The 17,138-nt window shown below is 62.9% G+C and carries 16 protein-coding genes; 10 read left to right on the top strand and 6 right to left on the bottom strand.

All coding sequences use genetic code 11. The annotated features are described in order from the left end of the window. Positions 1–112: 112 nt before the first annotated feature. The 3 genes from hydA to DZG07_RS21530 form a co-directional block, all read right to left on the bottom strand. A complete protein-coding gene (gene hydA / locus DZG07_RS21520) occupies positions 113–1,570 on the bottom strand; it encodes a dihydropyrimidinase (protein WP_119820729.1) in 1,458 nt (485 codons plus the stop codon). Between the two features lie 290 nt (positions 1,571–1,860). Continuing rightward, positions 1,861–3,174 (bottom strand): glutamine synthetase family protein, encoded by a 1,314-nt coding sequence (locus DZG07_RS21525; RefSeq protein ID WP_119820732.1) that lies wholly within the window; start codon positions 3,172–3,174, stop codon positions 1,861–1,863. Further along, positions 3,164–4,045 carry a MurR/RpiR family transcriptional regulator gene (locus DZG07_RS21530; protein WP_091914155.1) on the bottom strand — a complete coding sequence of 294 codons (882 nt, stop codon included), beginning with the start codon at positions 4,043–4,045 and terminating at the stop codon, positions 3,164–3,166. The genes DZG07_RS21525 and DZG07_RS21530 overlap by 11 nt, the downstream gene beginning before the upstream one ends. A gap of 196 nt (positions 4,046–4,241) precedes the next feature. On the opposite strand from DZG07_RS21530, the gene DZG07_RS21535 reads away from it, so the two are divergent. From DZG07_RS21535 to DZG07_RS21575, 9 genes are all read left to right on the top strand, one after another. Beyond that, on the top strand, positions 4,242–5,009 hold the full coding sequence (locus tag DZG07_RS21535; RefSeq protein ID WP_245429551.1) for an N-formylglutamate amidohydrolase: 768 nt from the start codon (positions 4,242–4,244) through the stop codon (positions 5,007–5,009). Further along, positions 5,010–5,672: an isochorismatase family cysteine hydrolase gene (locus DZG07_RS21540; protein WP_119820738.1), complete on the top strand. Its 663-nt coding sequence runs from the start codon at positions 5,010–5,012 to the stop codon at positions 5,670–5,672. Between the two features lie 155 nt (positions 5,673–5,827). Beyond that, entirely contained in the window at positions 5,828–7,003 is a 1,176-nt protein-coding gene (locus DZG07_RS21545; protein ID WP_119820741.1) for an ABC transporter substrate-binding protein, read from the top strand. Positions 7,004–7,054: 51 nt separating this feature from the next. Further along, positions 7,055–7,789: an ABC transporter ATP-binding protein gene (locus tag DZG07_RS21550; protein WP_119821960.1), complete on the top strand. Its 735-nt coding sequence runs from the start codon at positions 7,055–7,057 to the stop codon at positions 7,787–7,789. Next, on the top strand, positions 7,782–8,489 hold the full coding sequence (locus DZG07_RS21555) for an ABC transporter ATP-binding protein (RefSeq protein ID WP_119820744.1): 708 nt from the start codon (positions 7,782–7,784) through the stop codon (positions 8,487–8,489). The genes DZG07_RS21550 and DZG07_RS21555 overlap by 8 nt, the downstream gene beginning before the upstream one ends. A 235-nt stretch (positions 8,490–8,724) precedes the next feature. Then, positions 8,725–9,615 carry a branched-chain amino acid ABC transporter permease gene (locus DZG07_RS21560; protein WP_091914143.1) on the top strand — a complete coding sequence of 297 codons (891 nt, stop codon included), beginning with the start codon at positions 8,725–8,727 and terminating at the stop codon, positions 9,613–9,615. 7 nt (positions 9,616–9,622) lie between these two features. Further along, positions 9,623–10,651, top strand: a complete 1,029-nt coding sequence (locus DZG07_RS21565; RefSeq protein ID WP_119820747.1) for a branched-chain amino acid ABC transporter permease — start codon at positions 9,623–9,625, stop codon at positions 10,649–10,651. Further along, complete coding sequence (locus DZG07_RS21570; RefSeq protein ID WP_119820751.1) at positions 10,648–11,316, top strand: isochorismatase family cysteine hydrolase; 669 nt, start codon at positions 10,648–10,650, stop codon at positions 11,314–11,316. Before DZG07_RS21565 ends, DZG07_RS21570 begins: the two co-directional genes overlap by 4 nt. 26 nt (positions 11,317–11,342) lie before the next feature. Then, positions 11,343–12,659, top strand: coding sequence for an aspartate aminotransferase family protein (locus DZG07_RS21575; RefSeq protein ID WP_119820754.1), 1,317 nt, complete (start codon positions 11,343–11,345; stop codon positions 12,657–12,659). Positions 12,660–12,665: 6 nt separating this feature from the next. Here DZG07_RS21575 and DZG07_RS21580 read toward each other — a convergent pair whose 3' ends face one another. Next, complete coding sequence (locus DZG07_RS21580) at positions 12,666–13,916, bottom strand: D-amino acid dehydrogenase (protein WP_119821962.1); 1,251 nt, start codon at positions 13,914–13,916, stop codon at positions 12,666–12,668. Positions 13,917–14,123: 207 nt separating this feature from the next. Here DZG07_RS21580 and hemA point away from each other — a divergent pair, with 207 nt between their 5' ends. Then, a complete protein-coding gene (gene hemA / locus DZG07_RS21585) occupies positions 14,124–15,401 on the top strand; it encodes a 5-aminolevulinate synthase (RefSeq protein WP_091914565.1) in 1,278 nt (425 codons plus the stop codon). Between the two features lie 44 nt (positions 15,402–15,445). On the opposite strand, the gene DZG07_RS21590 is transcribed toward hemA, so the two are convergent. Both DZG07_RS21590 and DZG07_RS21595 read right to left on the bottom strand, forming a co-directional pair. Continuing rightward, positions 15,446–15,934, bottom strand: coding sequence for a molybdopterin-dependent oxidoreductase (locus tag DZG07_RS21590; protein ID WP_119820757.1), 489 nt, complete (start codon positions 15,932–15,934; stop codon positions 15,446–15,448). An 87-nt stretch (positions 15,935–16,021) separates the two neighbouring features. Further along, on the bottom strand, positions 16,022–17,104 hold the full coding sequence (locus tag DZG07_RS21595; protein WP_119820760.1) for a branched-chain amino acid aminotransferase: 1,083 nt from the start codon (positions 17,102–17,104) through the stop codon (positions 16,022–16,024). Positions 17,105–17,138: the final 34 nt, after the last annotated feature.

A 17,138-nucleotide genomic window follows, 5' to 3' on the forward strand; every position in this document is an offset into this window, starting at 1 on the left:
CCCCACCTCCGAAACACGTTCCGGAGGTACAGCGCGGGCACCTTGATCCCTAAAAATGGCCGGGATTAAGGCAGGCCATTTCTCAAGGGTGGAAGCGACACGGCTCCGTCGGTCAGACGCCGATCGGCATATGCTCGGCCGAGCGGGTGACGGCGCGTGGGGCGGTGATTTCCTTCCATTTCGACAGCGCCTGGTTGACCGCCGGGAAGGCTCGGCGCTTGACGAACTTGCCGCGGCCCGGCTGCGGCTGGTCGTTCTGTCCGTGCGACCAGACGACATCGCCGCGCGACAGCGTGTAACGCGGCAGGCCGTTGACCTTGAAGCCTTCGAAGACATTGTAGTCGATGATCGACTTCTGGTTGGCCGCCGAGATCGTCTTGGACAGTTTGGGGTCCCAGACGACCAGATCGGCATCCGAACCCGGCAGGATCGCCCCCTTCTGCGGGTAGATGTTAAGGATCTGGGCGATGTTGGTCGAGGTGACGGCCACGAACTCGTTCATGGTCAGCCGACCGGTCTCCACACCGCGCGCCCACAGCACCGACATCCGATCTTCCAGCCCGCCGGTGCCGTTCGGGATTTTGCGGAAATCGTCGAGGCCGAGCGTCTTTTGTTCGCTGGTGAAAGCGGCATGGTCGGTCGCGACCACCTGCAGCGAGCCGGCGGCGAGGCCTGCCCAAAGGCTGTCCTGATTGAGCTTGTCGCGGAAGGGCGGCGACATCACGCGGCGGGCGGCGTGCATCCAGTCGGCATTCTGGTATTCGCGCTCGTCCAGCGTCAGATGCTGGATCAGCGGCTCGCCATAGACGCGCATGCCCTTCTGGCGGGCGCGTCGGATCGCTTCATGGCTCTGCTCGCAGGAGACGTGGACGACATAGAGCGGCACGCCGGCGGCGTCCGCAATCATGATAGCGCGATTAGTCGCCTCGCCCTCGACTTCCGGAGGACGCGAATAGGCATGGGCCTCCGGGCCGGGCATGCCGCTGTCCATATATTTCTGCTGCAGGGCGGCAACGATGTCGCCGTTCTCGGCATGGACCAGCGGCAGCGCGCCGAGCGCGGCGCAACGCTGGAAGGAGGCGAACATCTCGTCGTCATTCACCATCAGCGCGCCCTTGTAGGCCATGAAATGCTTGAAGGTGTTGATGCCGCGGTCGACGACCTTGGCCATGTCGGAGAAGTTCTGCTCCGACCAGTTGGTCACGCACATATGATAGGAATAGTCGGAGGATGCCTGACGCTGGGCCTTGCTCTCCCACTCCTCCAGCGCCTCCAGCATGCCGCCGGGTCCGGGGATGACGAAATCCACCACCATGGTGGTGCCGCCGGAAAGGGCTGCGAAGGTGCCGCTTTCCCAGGTTTCGGCAGCCGTCGTGCCCATGAAGGGCATTTCGAGATGGGTGTGCGGGTCGATGCCGCCGGGCAGGATATAGGCGCCTTCGGCGTCGATCACCGTGTCGCCGGAGAGATCCTTGCCGATCGCCGCGATGTGCTCGCCCTCGACCAGGATGTCGGCCTCATAGGTCCTGTCGGCCGCAACGATGGTGCCGCCCTTGATCACTTTGGACATTGGAATCTCCTTCATGCTTGCCTGCCGGCAGTCGCTGCGTGTTCCCTCGCGGACTGCTCGATCTTCTTGTTTGATCCACCACACTGGCCGCCCCGGCGCGCCTGGAACAGCGCCGTGGGCCAGAATTGATTGGGCCACCTTAATCGTTTTCGGGCGGCGGCAAAGCACCTTTCCACCAAACGATGCGTTTGGTGGATGCGGTCTTGCCCGGCAGAGGTAATCGAAGGCGTTTCAGGCGCAATCGCCGCCGGAATCGGACCGGCGGGCGATCGATCGAAGATGCAGGAAGGCTAGTATACTTCCTCATAGGCCGCGCAGATTTCCTCCTGCGTCTTGCCTTTCAGGAAGCCGAGTTCGCCTTCCTTGTGCTTGACATAAACGTCGGCAAATCCTTGCGGGAACCAGCCGGTGACGACCGGATTGGCCTTGAAGCGGCGCAGCGCTTCTTCCAGCGTCTGCGGCAGGCGGACATAGCCGCGCTCGTTGAGTGTCTTGGCATCGAGCAGCGACAGATCTTCCTGTGTCGCTTCGGGAACCTCCAGTTCTTCCTCGATGCCCTGCACGCCGGCATGAACCAACGCCGCAAGCTGCAGATACGGGCTTGCCGTCGCATCAGCCGCGCGGAACTCGAAGTTGAACTGCGCGGCCTTGGCGATGTCGCTGAGATCGGACACCGGGCAGATACGCACGGAGGCCTCGCGGTCGCGGAAGCCGAGATTGTTGAAGGCAGCGCTCCAGCGATGCGGCGTCAGCCGCAGGTAGGAAACCGCGCTCGGCGCGGTGATGGCGACGATGGAATCGAGATATTTCAGGATGCCGGCAACGAAATGGCCCGCCGTTTTCGAAAGCTCATGCTTGCCGGCAGGATCGTAGGTCGCGGGCTTACCGTCCTCCGACAGGAAGCTCATATGGATATGAACGCCGTTGCCGATGCCTTTCGGGTCGCGGATCGGCGTGAAGGTGACTTCGTGGCCGAGGCGGTCGGCGACCGTCTGCACCATTTCCCGGGTGATCAGCGAGTGGTCGGCGACGGTCACGCCGCGCTGCGGTCCCATCGTAACCTCGTATTGGGCCGCGCCGAATTCCTTCATGAAGGTGTCGGGCTGCACACCTGCCTCGCGCATTGCGCCAACCAGCAGCTCGGCGAAATCGCGCTCGGCGCGGAAGCCTGCCATCGAGAAGGCATCGCCCATCGGGCTATGGCTGTTCTTGAACTGGAACTCATGCTCGAAGGCGCCGAACAGCGTCAGCCCTGTTGCCTTTTTCAGCCGCTCAAGTGCGGCGATCAGGATCGAGCGCGTGCAATATTCCCATGGCCTGCCGTCGGTGTGGCGGATGTTGCCGATGGCGAAATGCTCGACCGGCTCGCCCTCACCGAACTCGATACGGACGCGCGCATCGGCATCCGGGATCAGCACCAGATCGCCGAGCGAGCCGAACGGGCTCTCGGCGATCGCATCAAAGCAGGTGATCTGGACATTGGTCGGCGTCCAGCCGATGCCGCGCGCCAGCCGCTTGTCGAACTGCGAGGCCGGAAACGCCTTGCCCCGCACCTTGCCCGCCAGATCGCTGCAACAGGCGACGACCATTTCTTCACGTTTCATCGAATTCCCCATTCCGTTGTTCCTGCCCGGGAGCCGGCGGCGCCAGCCGCACGGCATCCCAGGCCTCGATACGTTCGCGTGTGGCGGTCCAGTCCGCCTCGGAAACCTTGACGATCAAGGCTTCGACAAAGGCGACGGCACTGACCACCGTGTCCCAGGCCGTGCCGACGCCGATCGGCAGGCCGACGACATGCGTGCTGTCGCGGGCGATCGGCGACATCCATTTGTCGGTAATCAGCACGATCGACGGTTTGCGCTTTTCGCGGATGATTTCGGCGAGCCGGGCCAAATCCGGCTGGTAGCGGCGGAAGTCGAACAGGATCACGACATCCTGCTTGCGCATGCGCAGGATGTATTCGGGCCATTGTTCGGAGCTGGCCGGCAGATGGTGGACCCGCTCGCGGATCTGGCGCAGATGCATCGACAGGAAGGCGGCGATGCTGTCGCTGATGCGCCCGCCGAGCAGGAAGATGTTGCGCGAAGGATCGGCGACCAACCCGCAGATCGCATCGAACTGCTCCGCCGAGACGCTTGCCGACATTTCCTGCATGAGATGCCCGACGCGATTGGCATAGTCGCCCAGGAAATCTCCGGCACGGGCCGGGCTTTCGACCGTCTTCAGGTCAAGCGGTGAACGGCGGCTTTCCTTCAGCTCGCCGATCAGCTGGCGCTGGAATTCCTGATAACCGCCATAGCCGACCTTGCTGACGAAGCGTGTGATCGACGGCGCGCTGACACCGGTGCGCTCGGCCAGTTCCTGGATCGTCTGCAGCCCGGCGAAGGGATAATCCGCCAGGATGGCATTGGCGAGCTTGCGCTCGCTGGCGGTAAGCGTCGGCGCGGCCTGCATGATCGTGGTGCGGACTGTCATCTAGCCTGAAAGGTCCATAAACCGCCCGAGAGCGTTGCTGACGTTCATTATTCACAGTGAAAAAAATTAGTCAAACAAACAAATAATATTGACTATGACTGAAAAATTTCTTCCACTGTGCCGGTAATGGGCTGCCTATGGCCCGCCGAAATAGCCTGAGGCGATGTTGCAGAACGCACAGCAAGAAACAACGGTTTTGACCGGAAACGATCCGGACCCGGTCGAGGCGATCAACCTCGCCGGCAATTCGCCGTTTCTGTTGACCTGCGAGCATGCCGGCCGCGCCGTGCCGCAGGTGCTGGGCGATCTCGGCGTGGAAGCCGCCGAGATGGATCGCCATATCGCCTATGACGTCGGCGCGGAAAATCTCTCGCGCGGCCTGTCCGCACTGCTCGATGCGCCGCTGATCATGCAGCGCTACAGCCGGCTGGTGGTCGACTGCAACCGTCCCTTCGAAGCCAAAGACTGCTTTCCCGAAATCAGCGACGGGACGGTGGTGCCGGTCAACCGATCGCTTTCGGAAGGCGAGCGCCGCCAGCGTTTCAACGAAATTCACCAGCCTTTCCACGGCGCCGTCAGCGCGTTTCTGGATCAGCGCAAGGCAGCCGGAAAGCCGGCGATCCTGATCTCGGTTCACAGCTTCACGCCATGCCTCGCCGGCAAGGAACGGCCCTGGCTGGTCGGGCTTCTGGCCAATCGTGACCGGCGTGTCGCCGACGCGTTCATGGCGGCCTTCACTCAGGCAAATCCTGGCATAAGCATCGCCCACAACGAGCCCTATACGGTCGACGATTTGTCGGACTACACCGTCCCGGTTCATGGCGAGGCGCGGGGCATTCCCCACCTTCTCCTGGAAATACGAAATGATCAGATCGCCCAGCCTGACGGCCAGGTCAGGTGGGCACGGCTTGTGGCGGACGCACTGACGGGTGCCGTCGCCCTTATGAACGAGAAAGGCAACTAGATGGCCGCCGACTTTCCAACCACCCGCGATCTTCCGCTCGAGCCGAATGCGTCGGCGATCCTGTTCATCGACGTGCAGAACTTCTGCGTCCGGCGCGACGGCGGCGAGTTCAAGGACGTGCCGGACGCCGACATTACCGGCAAATACGCCTATTACTTCGACCGCATCAAGACGACCGCCGTGCCCAACATGCAGAAGCTGCAGGCAGCCTTCCGCGATGCCGGCATCGAGGTGCTCTACACCACCATCGAGAGCCTGACCAAGGACGGCCGCGACCGCAGCCTTGACTACAAGATCACCGGCTTCAACGTGCCGAAAGGCTCCGACGACGGCAAGGTCATCGACGAGATCGCGCCGGGCGACGACGAGATCGTGTTGCCGAAAAGCTCGTCCAGCGTCTTCGTGTCGACCCATATCGACTATCTTCTGCGCAATCTCGGCGTGAAGCAGCTCGTCATGTGCGGCCTGCTCACCGACCAGTGCGTGGAATCGGCGGTGCGTGATGCCTGCGACCTCGGCTACCTCGTGACGCTCGTGCCCGACGCCTGCGGGACCTACAGCCAGGAACGCCACGACAATTCGCTGCGGACGATCAAAGGCTATTGCCGGCAGATCGATACAGACGCGCTGATCGCCGAAATCTCGGCGTCGAAAAAAGCATAGACCGCGATGCCGCGGCGGGTTCGTGGATTGAGGTTCAAGAGGAAATAAACTTTACTGATAGTGACTTCAGCATACAGGGCCGAAAAGACAGAAAACAGCGGGAGAACCCGCACCGGCCCTTTGAAATAACCAAACAAAAACAGGGGAATGCACCTATGAAAACGTCAAGGACAACTCTTTTAGGCACAGCAGCAGCACTGCTACTGCTCGGCTCGGCGGCGCACGCCGCAGACGACAAGATCATCATCGGCGGCGCGATGTCGCTGACCGGGGTTCAGGCACCGCTCGACACGCCCGGCGTCAAGGGCGCGGAAGTCGCCGTCAAATATCTCAACGACAATGGCGGCGTGCTCGGCAAGCAGATCGAATTCATCAACATCGACGGCAAGTCCGACCCGGTGACGGTCGGCAATGTCGCGGTCGAGCTGATCGACAAGGGCGCGCAGTTGATCATGGCGCCATGCGATTTCGACTTCGGCAGCCCGGCCGGCCGTGAAGCACAGGAAGCCGGCATCGTCGGCATTTCGACCTGCGCTTCCGACCCGCTCTACTCGTCCTGGTCGCTCGGCGACAAGCAGTTCACCCTGTCGATGTGGAACACCACGATGGGCGCTGTGGCTGCCGACTTCGCCGCGAAGGAAAAGGGCTGGAAGACGGCCTATGTCGTCACCGACCAATTCATCGCCTACACCAAGTCGCTGTCGAAATATTTCGTCGAGCAGTTCAAGGCCGATGGCGGCGAAGTGATCCTCGAAGACACCTACACCAACGGCGACAACAACTTTTCGGCCCAGATCGCCCGCCTCCAGGCGCTCGGCAAGAAGCCCGACGTGATCTTCCTGTCCTCATACGGCCAGGACATCGGCGCGATCATCCGCGCGCTGCGCGAAGTCGGCTATGACGCGCCCGTGCTCGGCGGCGACGCCTATGACGATCCGGCGATGCACGAGGCACTCGGCGAGAAATTCGGCAACAATGTCTACTTCGTGACCCACACCTGGATGGGGCCGGAAGCACATCCCGACATGCCGAAATTCATCGACCTCTACACCAAGATGCATGGGGCAGCACCTGACACCTCCTTCGTCTCGACCGGCTGGGACACGATCATGCTGATGGCCGACGCGATCAAGGCTGCGGGCAGCACCGACGGTGCAGCCGTCGCCAAGGCGCTCGAGGACGGCCAGTTCAAGCTCCTGACCGGCGATCTGGACTACGGCACGGCCGAGGAAGGCCACGTGCCGAACAAGGCTGCCGTTGTCCTGGAACTCAAGGGCGGCAAGCCGACCTTCGTCGGCTGGCGCAAGCCCGAGAGCATTCCCGCTCCCTGACATCTCAGGCGCCGGGGCCTTGTGCCCCGGTCCCTCGCAATGGGGCAGTCCATGTCTGACAAATCGCTCAACGCGGCTGGCGTATCGGTCGAGTTTTCCGGCCTTCGCGCGCTCGACAATGTCTCGCTGACGCTGTCGCCGGCCGAGATCGTCGGCCTGATCGGGCCGAACGGGTCCGGCAAGACCACGCTGATCAACGCCATCACCGGGCAGGTGCCGCTCGCCGCCGGCCGTGTGACCATAGGCGACGACCAGATTTCGGGCCTGTCGCCGCGCAAGATCGCCTTGAAAGGCATCAACCGGTCGTTCCAGATCGTGCGCCTGTTCAACAACATGACCGTTGTCGAAAATGTCGAAAGCTCGGCGCTCGCCCACGGTGTCAGCCTGCGCAAGGCGCGCGAAAAGGCGAACACGCTGCTGGCCGAGTTCTCCCTTTCGGAAAAGGCCGAGGATCTTGCCGGCAATCTCAGCTATGGCGACAAGCGCCGCGTCGAGATCGCCCGTGCGCTGGCCGCCGACCCGGCCTTCCTGCTGCTGGACGAGCCGGCGGCCGGCATGAACGAGGCCGAATCCGAAACGCTCCTGCACATCCTGTCCGAACTGCCGCGCACGCGCGGGCTCGGCCTGCTGATCATCGACCACGACATGGGCCTGATCATGCGGCTCTGCAACCGGCTGCATGTGCTGGCTTCGGGCCGCACCATCGCCGAAGGCAAGGCGGATGAAGTCCGCAAGAACCCGGCGGTGATCGAAGCCTATCTCGGATCGGAGGCCGCCCATGCTTGAGGTCAACGATCTCGAAGTGCGCTACGGCGCGATCCGCGCCGTGCGCGGCGTCTCGCTGAAAGCCGACACCGGCGAACTCGTCGCCATTCTCGGGGCCAACGGCGCCGGCAAATCATCGACGCTGATGTGCATCGCCGGCGCGCTGAAGGCTGCCGGCGGCTCGATCCGGCTCGACGGGCAAGACGTGACATCCGCCAACCCCGAAAAGATGGTGCGGGCGGGCGTCGCCACCGTGCCCGAAACGCGCGACGTGTTTCCCGACCTGACGGTCACCGAAAACCTGACGCTCGGCAGCTATACCCGGCGCAGCGACCGCGCGGGTGTCACTGAAGATCGCGAGCGGATGCTGGCGCTGTTCCCGCGCCTTGCCGAGCGCGCCGCGCAGCCTGCCGGCACGCTTTCGGGCGGCGAACAGCAGATGCTGGTGATTGCGCGCGCAATGATGTCGCGGCCCAAGGTGCTGCTGCTCGACGAGCCGTCGCTGGGGCTTGCGCCTGTCATCGTCGACCAGATTTTCGAGATGATCCGCACCCTGAAGCAATCGGGCCTGACCATCGTGCTGGTCGAGCAGAATGCCCGCAAGGCGCTATCGGTCGCCGACCGCGCCTATGTGATGCGGCTCGGCAAGATCGCCGCATCGGGAACCGCCGCCGAAATCGGCGCGCAAACGGATCTCTCAGCGCTGTATTTGGGGGCGTGAGTTTCGATATGGCTTCTGTCTCCCTCGCCGTCCTTGTACCCCCACCCCTAACCCCTCCCCACAAGGGGGAGGGGAACTATGCCGCTGCTTTCTGGGCGCAAACTTTGGAAGGTTGGCTCGCAATGGCACCAGCTCAAAATCCCCCTCCCCCTTGTGGGGAGGGGCTAGGGGTGGGGGTAGCTTCATATGCGGCTGCACTGCCTTTTGGCTGTCACTCGAACAGGCGGCTCTCCAGATGACCTTCGCAGTTCAATTCCTCATCGACGTGCTCAGCCTTGGCGGCGCCTACGCGCTGATGGCGCTCGGCCTCGTCATCGTCTACGGCATCCTCAAGCTGGTGAACTTCGCCTATGGCGAACTCATCATGGTCGCCGGCTATGCCATGTTCCTGATGGGCGGCTCCGGCCTGCCCTGGCTGGTCATGGCGGGGGTTGCGGTCATCATGGCCGTGATCGCGGGCATCGCCACCGACTATGTCGCCTTCCGCCCGGTTCGGGCAAAGTCGGTGACCGCGGTTCTGATCACCTCCTTCGCCTTCTCGACGCTGTTGCAGAATGCGGCGCTGCTGTTCATTTCGCCGCGCCCGCGCCCGGTGCCGCTACCCGACATCTTCTCGCAGACGGTGACGATCTTCGGCGCGATAACGCCCGTGCGAAACCTTATCACCATAGTCGCGGCAATCGTGCTTCTGGCGCTGTTTGCCTGGCTGATGCGCCGCACCGTGCTCGGCATCGCCATGCGCGCGGCGGCAACCAACTTCACCATGGCGCGGATGCTCGGCGTGCCGGCAAACCTGATCATAACCTCGGCTTTCGCCATCAGCGGCTTCCTGGCTGGCGTCGTTGGGCTGCTGTGGATCGGCCGCATCGGCACCGTGGTTCCGGGCATCGGGCTGGAGCCGCTGCTGGTCGCCTTCATCGCTACGGTCATCGGCGGCATGCGCTCGATGACGGGCGCGGTGATCGGCGGCTTCCTGCTTGCCCTCATCGACACGACGCTGAACTACACGCTGTCGCAGGAGCTGCTGAAGTTCCGCGACGCCTTCACCTTCAGCCTCGTCATCCTGATCCTGTTGTGGCGGCCGGATGGCCTCATCAAGGGCCCGGCCTCGGGCCAGCGGACGTGAGGACATCATGAAGCGCCATCTTCTCACCGTAGCGATCCTCGGCGGCCTCATCGTCCTGCTGGTGCTGCTCAATCAATGGCTGGGCATCCGGCTCTACGACCGCATCGCCACCAATCTGTGCATCTCGCTGGTGCTGGTGCTGGGCTTGCAGGTGTTCATGGGCAATTCCGGCATCCTGTCCTTTGCCCATATGGGTTTCATGGGCGTCGGCGCCTACACGTCGGCCGTGCTGACTATACCGGCGCAGATGAAGGGCATGGCCCTGCCCGACGTTTATCCCTTCCTCCAGACCGTGCAGGTATCGCCCTATCTCGCCATCGCTGCGGGCGGCATCGTCGCGGCTTTGGTTGCCGCCGCTCTGTCCTATCCGCTGATGCGGCTGTCGGATGCGGCGGCGGTGATCACTTCGTTTGCGCTGCTGGTGGTGCTCTACACGGTGATGACGCATTGGAGCCAGGTGACCAACGGGCCGCGCACGCTGTTTGGCCTGCCCAAAGCGACCGACCTGCCGCTGGCAGCGGGCGTCGCGATACTCGCCTTGATCGCCGCACTCGTTTTCAAGGAATCGCGCACCGGTCGTCTGCTGCGCGCAAGCCGCGACGACGAGACGGCTGCGGCGGCGTTAGGCGCTCATATACCGAGCCTGCGCTGGCGCGCCTTCATCCTGGCAGCACTTTTTGCCGGCGTCGGCGGCGCGTTGTGGGGCCACTTCATCACCTCGTTTTCGCCAAAGGCCTTCTATCTCAAGGAAACATTCCTGATCCTCAGCATGCTGGTGATCGGCGGCGCGAATACGGTCACCGGGGCGATCGTCGGCACTTTCATCGTCACCATCGCCTATGAAAGCCTGCGCGGTTTCGAGGGCGTGCTGAACGAAGCCAAGATCATGTCGAACCCCGTCGTCGGCCTGACGGAAATCGTGCTGGCGCTGGCGATGATCGCGGTGCTGGCGTTGCGGCCCGGCGGCCTGTTCCCGACCCGCGAAATCGGCGCGCTGTTCGGACGCAAGAAGACCAAGCAGGAGAATGCAGGATGAGCTGGAAAACCGCCTACCGTTCCTTCTACTACGCCAATGCCGAGGAGCCGGCGGATATCAAGCTCGATCCGCAGACGACCGCACTTCTCGTCATCGACATCCAGAACACCTATCTCGAGGACAAGGACACGCCTGAGGAAACCGCGCGCTGGCAGCCCTTCTACAGCCGCATGCGCGACACCGTCATTCCCAACACGGCCAAACTGATCGCCGAATGCCGCGCACGCGGCGTCGAGGTCATCTATGCCCGCATCGCCTGCCTGAAGAATGACGGCCGCGACCGCTCGCTCAGCCAGAAGAAGCCCGGCTTCAACTATCTGCTGCTGCCGAAGGATCGCGAGGATGGCCAGATCGTGCCGGAACTCGCGCCGCTCGCAGACGAGATCACCATCATCAAGACCACCGACAGCGCACTGACCGGCACCAATCTGCGGCTGATCCTGCACAATATGGGCATCAAGGACGTCATCTGCGCCGGCATCTTCACCGACCAGTGCGTGTCCTCGACCGTGCGCAGCCTGGCGGATGAAAGTTTCGGCGTGATCGTCGTCGACGACTGCTCGGCAGCGGCGACGATGGAACTGCACCGGCGCGAGCTGGAGATCATCAACATGATTTATTGCCATGTCGTGCAGCTGGACGAGGCGGTGGGGTTCTTCAACTAAAATCGAGGCAACGAGGGAAGCCGCCCATGGCAAGCCTTTACGAGCGCGACGCCGCCGCGATCTCAAAAATGTCCTTCCTGCGCTTCTTCCCGCAGGCGGTGGTTGGCGGCGAAGGGTCTTATCTAATCGGCGACGACGGGCGTCGGCTTCTCGACCTCTCCGCGTCCTGGGGAACTGCCGGCCTCGGCCATTCGCACCCAGCGGTACGCGAGGCGGTCAACAAAGCGCTGGAAAACCAGGCAGGAGCCAGCCTGCTGTCAACGGCAAACCTGCCCTCGGTCGAACTCGCCGAGAAACTTCTGTCGATCGTGCCGAAGCGCGCCGCCGGCCGCGTCTGGCTCGGCCATTCCGGCTCGGACGCCAACGAGACGGTCGCACGCGCGGTGATCGCTGCGACCGGCAGGCCGCGCATCCTCGCCTTCAACGGCGCCTATCATGGCGGCACGTCAGGCTCGATGGCGATTTCGGGTCATCCGGCACAGCAGGGTGTCGCCAAGGCCGCAGGGCTGACGCTGATCCCCTACCCCAATGCCTATCGCGACGGCGGCGAGGAACAGGCCGAAGCAACAGCCATCGACCATCTCGAAAAGCTGTTTGCCGGGCCGGTGCCGCCGAATGAGGTCGCCGCGCTGTTCATCGAGCCGATCCAGTCGGATGGCGGCATGGTGGTGCCGCCGCAGAACTATTTCAAGAAAGTCGAGGCGCTCTGCCGCCAGCACGGCATCCTGCTCGTCTGCGACGAGGTCAAGGTCGGGCTTGGGCGCAGCGGGCGCCTGCACTGTTTCGAGCATTTCGGCATCGAGCCGGATATCATCGTCTTCGGCAAGGGCCTTGGCGGCGGACTGCCGATCTCGGCAGCGGTCGGACCCACCGAGATCATGAACCACAGCGCCGCCTTCTCATTCCAAACGGTGCACGGCAATCCCGTCTGCGCGGCAGCCGCACTCGCCGTGCTGCAGACCATCGAGCGCGACAATCTCGCAGCCAACGCCGCTGAGGTCGGACAGTACCTGATGGGCGGGCTGGAACGCCTGAAGCAGAAGCACACAATGATCGGCGACATACGCGGGCGCGGGCTTGCCATCGGCGTCGAACTGGTCACCGACCGCATGAGCAAGACGCCGGCTAGGCGCGAAACGGCGCTGACCGTCTACCGTGCCTTCGAGCTTGGCCTGGTCCTCTATTATGTCGGCGTCAGCTCCAACATTCTGGAGTTCACGCCGCCGCTGACGCTGACAAAGGCGGAAGCGGACAGCGGCCTCGACATGCTTGACCGAGCGCTGTCCGACGTTGCCGACGGCCGCGTCGACCCGGCCGTTCTTGCCGCCTTCGAGGGCTGGTAAGCCCTTTTACGCTACCGGCAAAAGCCCCTGCGGTTCGATGTCCGGCTTCCGCCCGGCAACGATATCGGACAGGAATTTCCCGGAACCGCAGGCCAGCGTCCAGCCGAGATGGCCGTGGCCGGTGTCGAAATAGAGATTGCCGTAGCGGGTCTTGCCGATGACCGGCACCGAGTTCGGCATCATTGGGCGCAGGCCGGTCCAGCATTCGGCCTTGCTCTCATCGATCGCGCCGGGAAACAGCTCGCGCGCGGTGCCGAACATGCGCTCGAAATCGGCCGGCTTGTGGCTGCGGTCGAAGCCGGCGAACTCGGCTGTCGAAGCAAGCCGGATGCGATTGCCGAGCCGGGTAAAGACGACATAGCGCTCCTCATCAACGCTGCCCATGGTCGGCCCGTTGTCCGGGTCTTTCAGTTCCATGGTCGCCGTATAGCCCTTCACCGGATAGATCGGCAGGTCGAGCCCGAGCGTGCGGGCAAAGACCCCACTTTCCGGACCCATGGAGAGAACCGCTGCGTCGCAGGGGATCGAACCCTTGGCGGTCTTCACGGCGCTGACCCGATCGCCGGAGAATTCCAATCCCGCGACGTTGGTGTCGTAAAGGAACTTCGCGCCGTGCCGTTCGCTGGCGTAGTCGGCGAGCCGCGTCGTGAACAGCTGCGAATCGCCGGTCTGGTCCATCGGCGAATAGATGCCGCCGGCGATCCTGTCGCCCGAATTCGCCAGCCCCGGCTCGATTTCGAACAGGCGCTTGCGGTCCACGACTTCGATTTCCAGCCCACGCTCCCCGATATAGCTGAAGTGCTCCACACCCCCGTCGAGCCCTTGCTGCGAGCGGTAGAAATAGACGATGCCCTTGCGGCGCTCGTCGAAATCGATGCCGGTTTCCGAGGTGATTTCGTTGATGCATTCGCGCGAATAGAGCGCCAGCCTGAGCTTCACGTTGGTGTTGGCGTTGGCCCGCGCCTGCGTGCATTGCTGGAGGAACCGCCAGGTCCAGGACAGAAAGGCTGGATCGAGGCTCGGACGGATCTTTATGCCCAGCTCCGGCTTGTAGAGCGATTTCAGGAACGTTTTGAGCGCTCCGGGTGAGGCCCAGGCATAGGCGTCTCCGGGCGAGACGAAGCCGGCATTGCTGTAGCTCGTGCCGTTGGCGGGGGCCGGATGGCGCTCGACAACGGTCACTTGATGGCCATCGCGGGCGAGATAATAGGCCGCAGCCGTGCCGACCACGCCCGCGCCAAGAACCACGATCTTCATGCCATTCCTCATCGCCCAAGACGGCTGCCGAATAGCAGTTATCGGAAATTTGGGCAAAAACCACGACGCACGTGATCCAGATCACGGTCTGTACCCAGATAAGAGGGCATATTGCACCAAAGACGGCGTGGCATTTTGCCCGCATCCATGGAATGGACTGAAAAGCGGGCTGTGATTATGATCCCCATCAAAAATCGGGATGCAGAAATGAACTACCAGCGATTTTTCGAGGAAGCGATCGACCAGATCCATGCCGAACGACGCTATCGCGTCTTCGCCGATCTGGAGCGCATCGCCGGTTCGTTCCCCAAGGCCATCTGGCGGTCGAACGGTGAAGCCCAGGAAATCACCGTCTGGTGCTCCAACGATTATCTCGGCATGGGCCAGCACCCCGACGTCATCGGCGCCTTCCAGAACACTGCCGGCAAGATGGGCTCGGGCGCAGGTGGTACGCGCAACATTTCCGGCACCAACCATCCGCTGGTCGAGCTTGAGCTTGAACTCGCCGACCTGCATGGCAAGGAAGCCGCACTCGTCTTCACGTCGGGCTTCGTTTCCAACGAGGCTTCGATCTCGACGATTGCGCGGCTGCTGCCGAACTGCCTGATCCTCTCGGACGAGCTCAACCACGCCTCGATGATCGAGGGCGTGCGCCGCTCGGGTGCTGAGAAGAAGATTTTCCGCCACAATGATGTCGCGCATCTCGAAAGCCTGCTGCAGGCAGCCGGCCGCGAGCGCGCCAAGCTGATCGTCTTCGAATCCGTCTATTCGATGGATGGCGATATCGCGCCGATCAAGGAGATCGCCGACCTCGCCGAGAAATACAACGCCATGACCTATATCGACGAGGTCCATGCCGTGGGCATGTACGGTCCGCGCGGCGGCGGCATCACCGAGCGCGAAGGTCTGGCGGACCGCATCGATATCATCGAAGGCACGCTTGCCAAGGCATTCGGTACGCTCGGCGGCTATATAACGGGCACGAAATCGGTGATTGACGCCGTGCGCTCATTTGCGCCGGGCTTCATCTTCACCACCGCGCTGCCGCCGGCGATCGCCGCTGCCGCCACGACCTCGATCCGCCACCTGAAAACCTCACAGGCAGAACGCGACGCCCAGCAGCGTCAGGCCGCGCGCGCCAAGGAAGTTTTCGCTTCCGTCGGCCTGCCGGTGATGCCGTCGGAAACGCACATCGTGCCGGTGTTGGTCGGCGATCCCGAGCTCTGCAAGATGGCCACCGACCGCCTGCTCGGCGTCCATGGCATCTACATCCAGCCAATCAACTACCCGACCGTGCCGCGCGGCACGGAGCGCCTTCGCATCACGCCGACGCCGTTCCATACGGACGCGCTGATCGATGTTCTCAAGGACGCGCTGGTCGAAACCTGGGATGCGCTTGGCATTCCCTACAACACCGAAGGCAAGCCGGCGGTGGCCAAGTCCGACCGGATCATTCCACTGCTGGTGCCGAAATCCGGCGGCTGACAGGCATCCGCCGCTGTTAATGCCGGGCCAAGCTGCCCGGCTGCCTATTTGATCTCGATCGACACCACGCCCTTGACGCTTCTAGCGCCACGGGCGTCATCCGGCACGACCAGCCGGAAACCTTCATCCTGCAATGATTTTCCGTCCCGCTCGGTGGCGAGCAGAATGGCGCGGTTGCCGAAGTCCGGCGCGATCTCGCCAACCGAGAAGGCGATTTTGTAGCCATCGCTGGCCGTCACCAGAAATGTGTGCGCCAAGTCTTCGTGATGGTCGCCGGCGAGTTTGGCCAGCCCCTTCTCCTGAAGCACCGGCCACAGCAGAACGCCCTTGTACCGTCCCGTCTCCATGCCTTTCTTGGTCATGAAGGAGACTTCCATTTCCGTCGCTGGAAACTTGGCGAGATCGGCCGCAGTCAGCGTGCCGGCCTCTACGCCGACGCCGGAAAGCGCGATTCCGGCCATGTCTCTGGCCGTCGCCACGAGAGGAACGGCCAGCAGCGCGAATACGGCCAGAAGGACGCGGACGGTTCTCATCGGTTCAGCTCCGTAATACCCAGTGAGATATTACGGAGCCTGCCGTGAAAGGCAATCCCGGCAGAAGGTCTGTCGGGATGCGAGGTGTCAGACCAGATGCACCCAGCCGTGCTTGTCGGCGACGGTGCCGCGCTGGATGCCGACCAGTTCGCTGCGCAGCTTGGCGGTCACTTCGCCGTCGCCGCTGTTGCCGATGGCGAACGAGCCATCCTTGAAGCGCACGGAGCCGATGCCCGCCACGACCGCAGCGGTGCCGCAGGCGAATGCCTCGCGAAGCTTGCCGCTTTCGGCATCCTTGCGCCATTGATCGAAGGAATAGGGTTTTTCGTCGATGCGCAGGCCGGCCTCCTGGGCCAGCTTGAGGATAGAGGCGCGCGTGATGCCGGGCAGGATGGTTCCGCCGAGCGGCGGCGTGACCAGGCTGCCATCATCCATGACGAAGCAGACATTCATGCCGCCAAGTTCTTCAACCCAGCGATGCTCGGCAGCGTCGAGGAAGACAACCTGGTCGCAGTCATGCTTGGTTGCCTCGGCCTGGGCGATCAGGCTGGCGGCGTAGTTGCCGCCGCACTTGGCAGCACCGGTGCCGCCGGGAGCCGCCCGCGTGTAATCGTCCGAAACCCAGACGGTCACCGCCTTGTAGCCGCCCTTGAAATAGGCCCCGACCGGCGAAGCGATGACGCAGAAGATGTATTCCGATGCCGGGCGCACGCCGAGAAACGCCTCGCTGGCGAACATGAATGGCCGGATATAGAGGCTGCCATCGCCCTCCGGAATCCAGTCGGCGTCGGTGCGCACCAGCGTCTCGACCGCGTCGATGAACAGCTCTTCCGGCACAGTCGGCATCGCCATCCTGTCGGCCGACATTGCCAGGCGCCGTGCATTCTCTTCCGGGCGGAACAGCGCGATGCCATCCTTGGTCCGATAGGCCTTCATGCCCTCGAAGATTTCCTGCGCGTAATGCAGCACGGCAGACGCGGGGTCGATGGAGAAAGGCGCACGCGCCTTGATCTCTGCATCGTGCCAGCCGCGTTCGGCGTTCCACGTCATCGTTACCATATGGTCGCTGAAGACCTTGCCGAAGCCGGGATTTTGCATCAATGCCGCGCGCGCCTCGGGCGAGGTCGGCGAAGCGTGTGGAATGTGTTTTATCTGCAGTTTGCCTGTCATCGAATTTACTTTCCCGGTCTCCCCGAAACTGGAG

Source organism: Mesorhizobium sp. DCY119, from assembly GCF_003590645.1.
Taxonomy (GTDB): Bacteria; Pseudomonadota; Alphaproteobacteria; order Rhizobiales; family Rhizobiaceae; genus Mesorhizobium_M.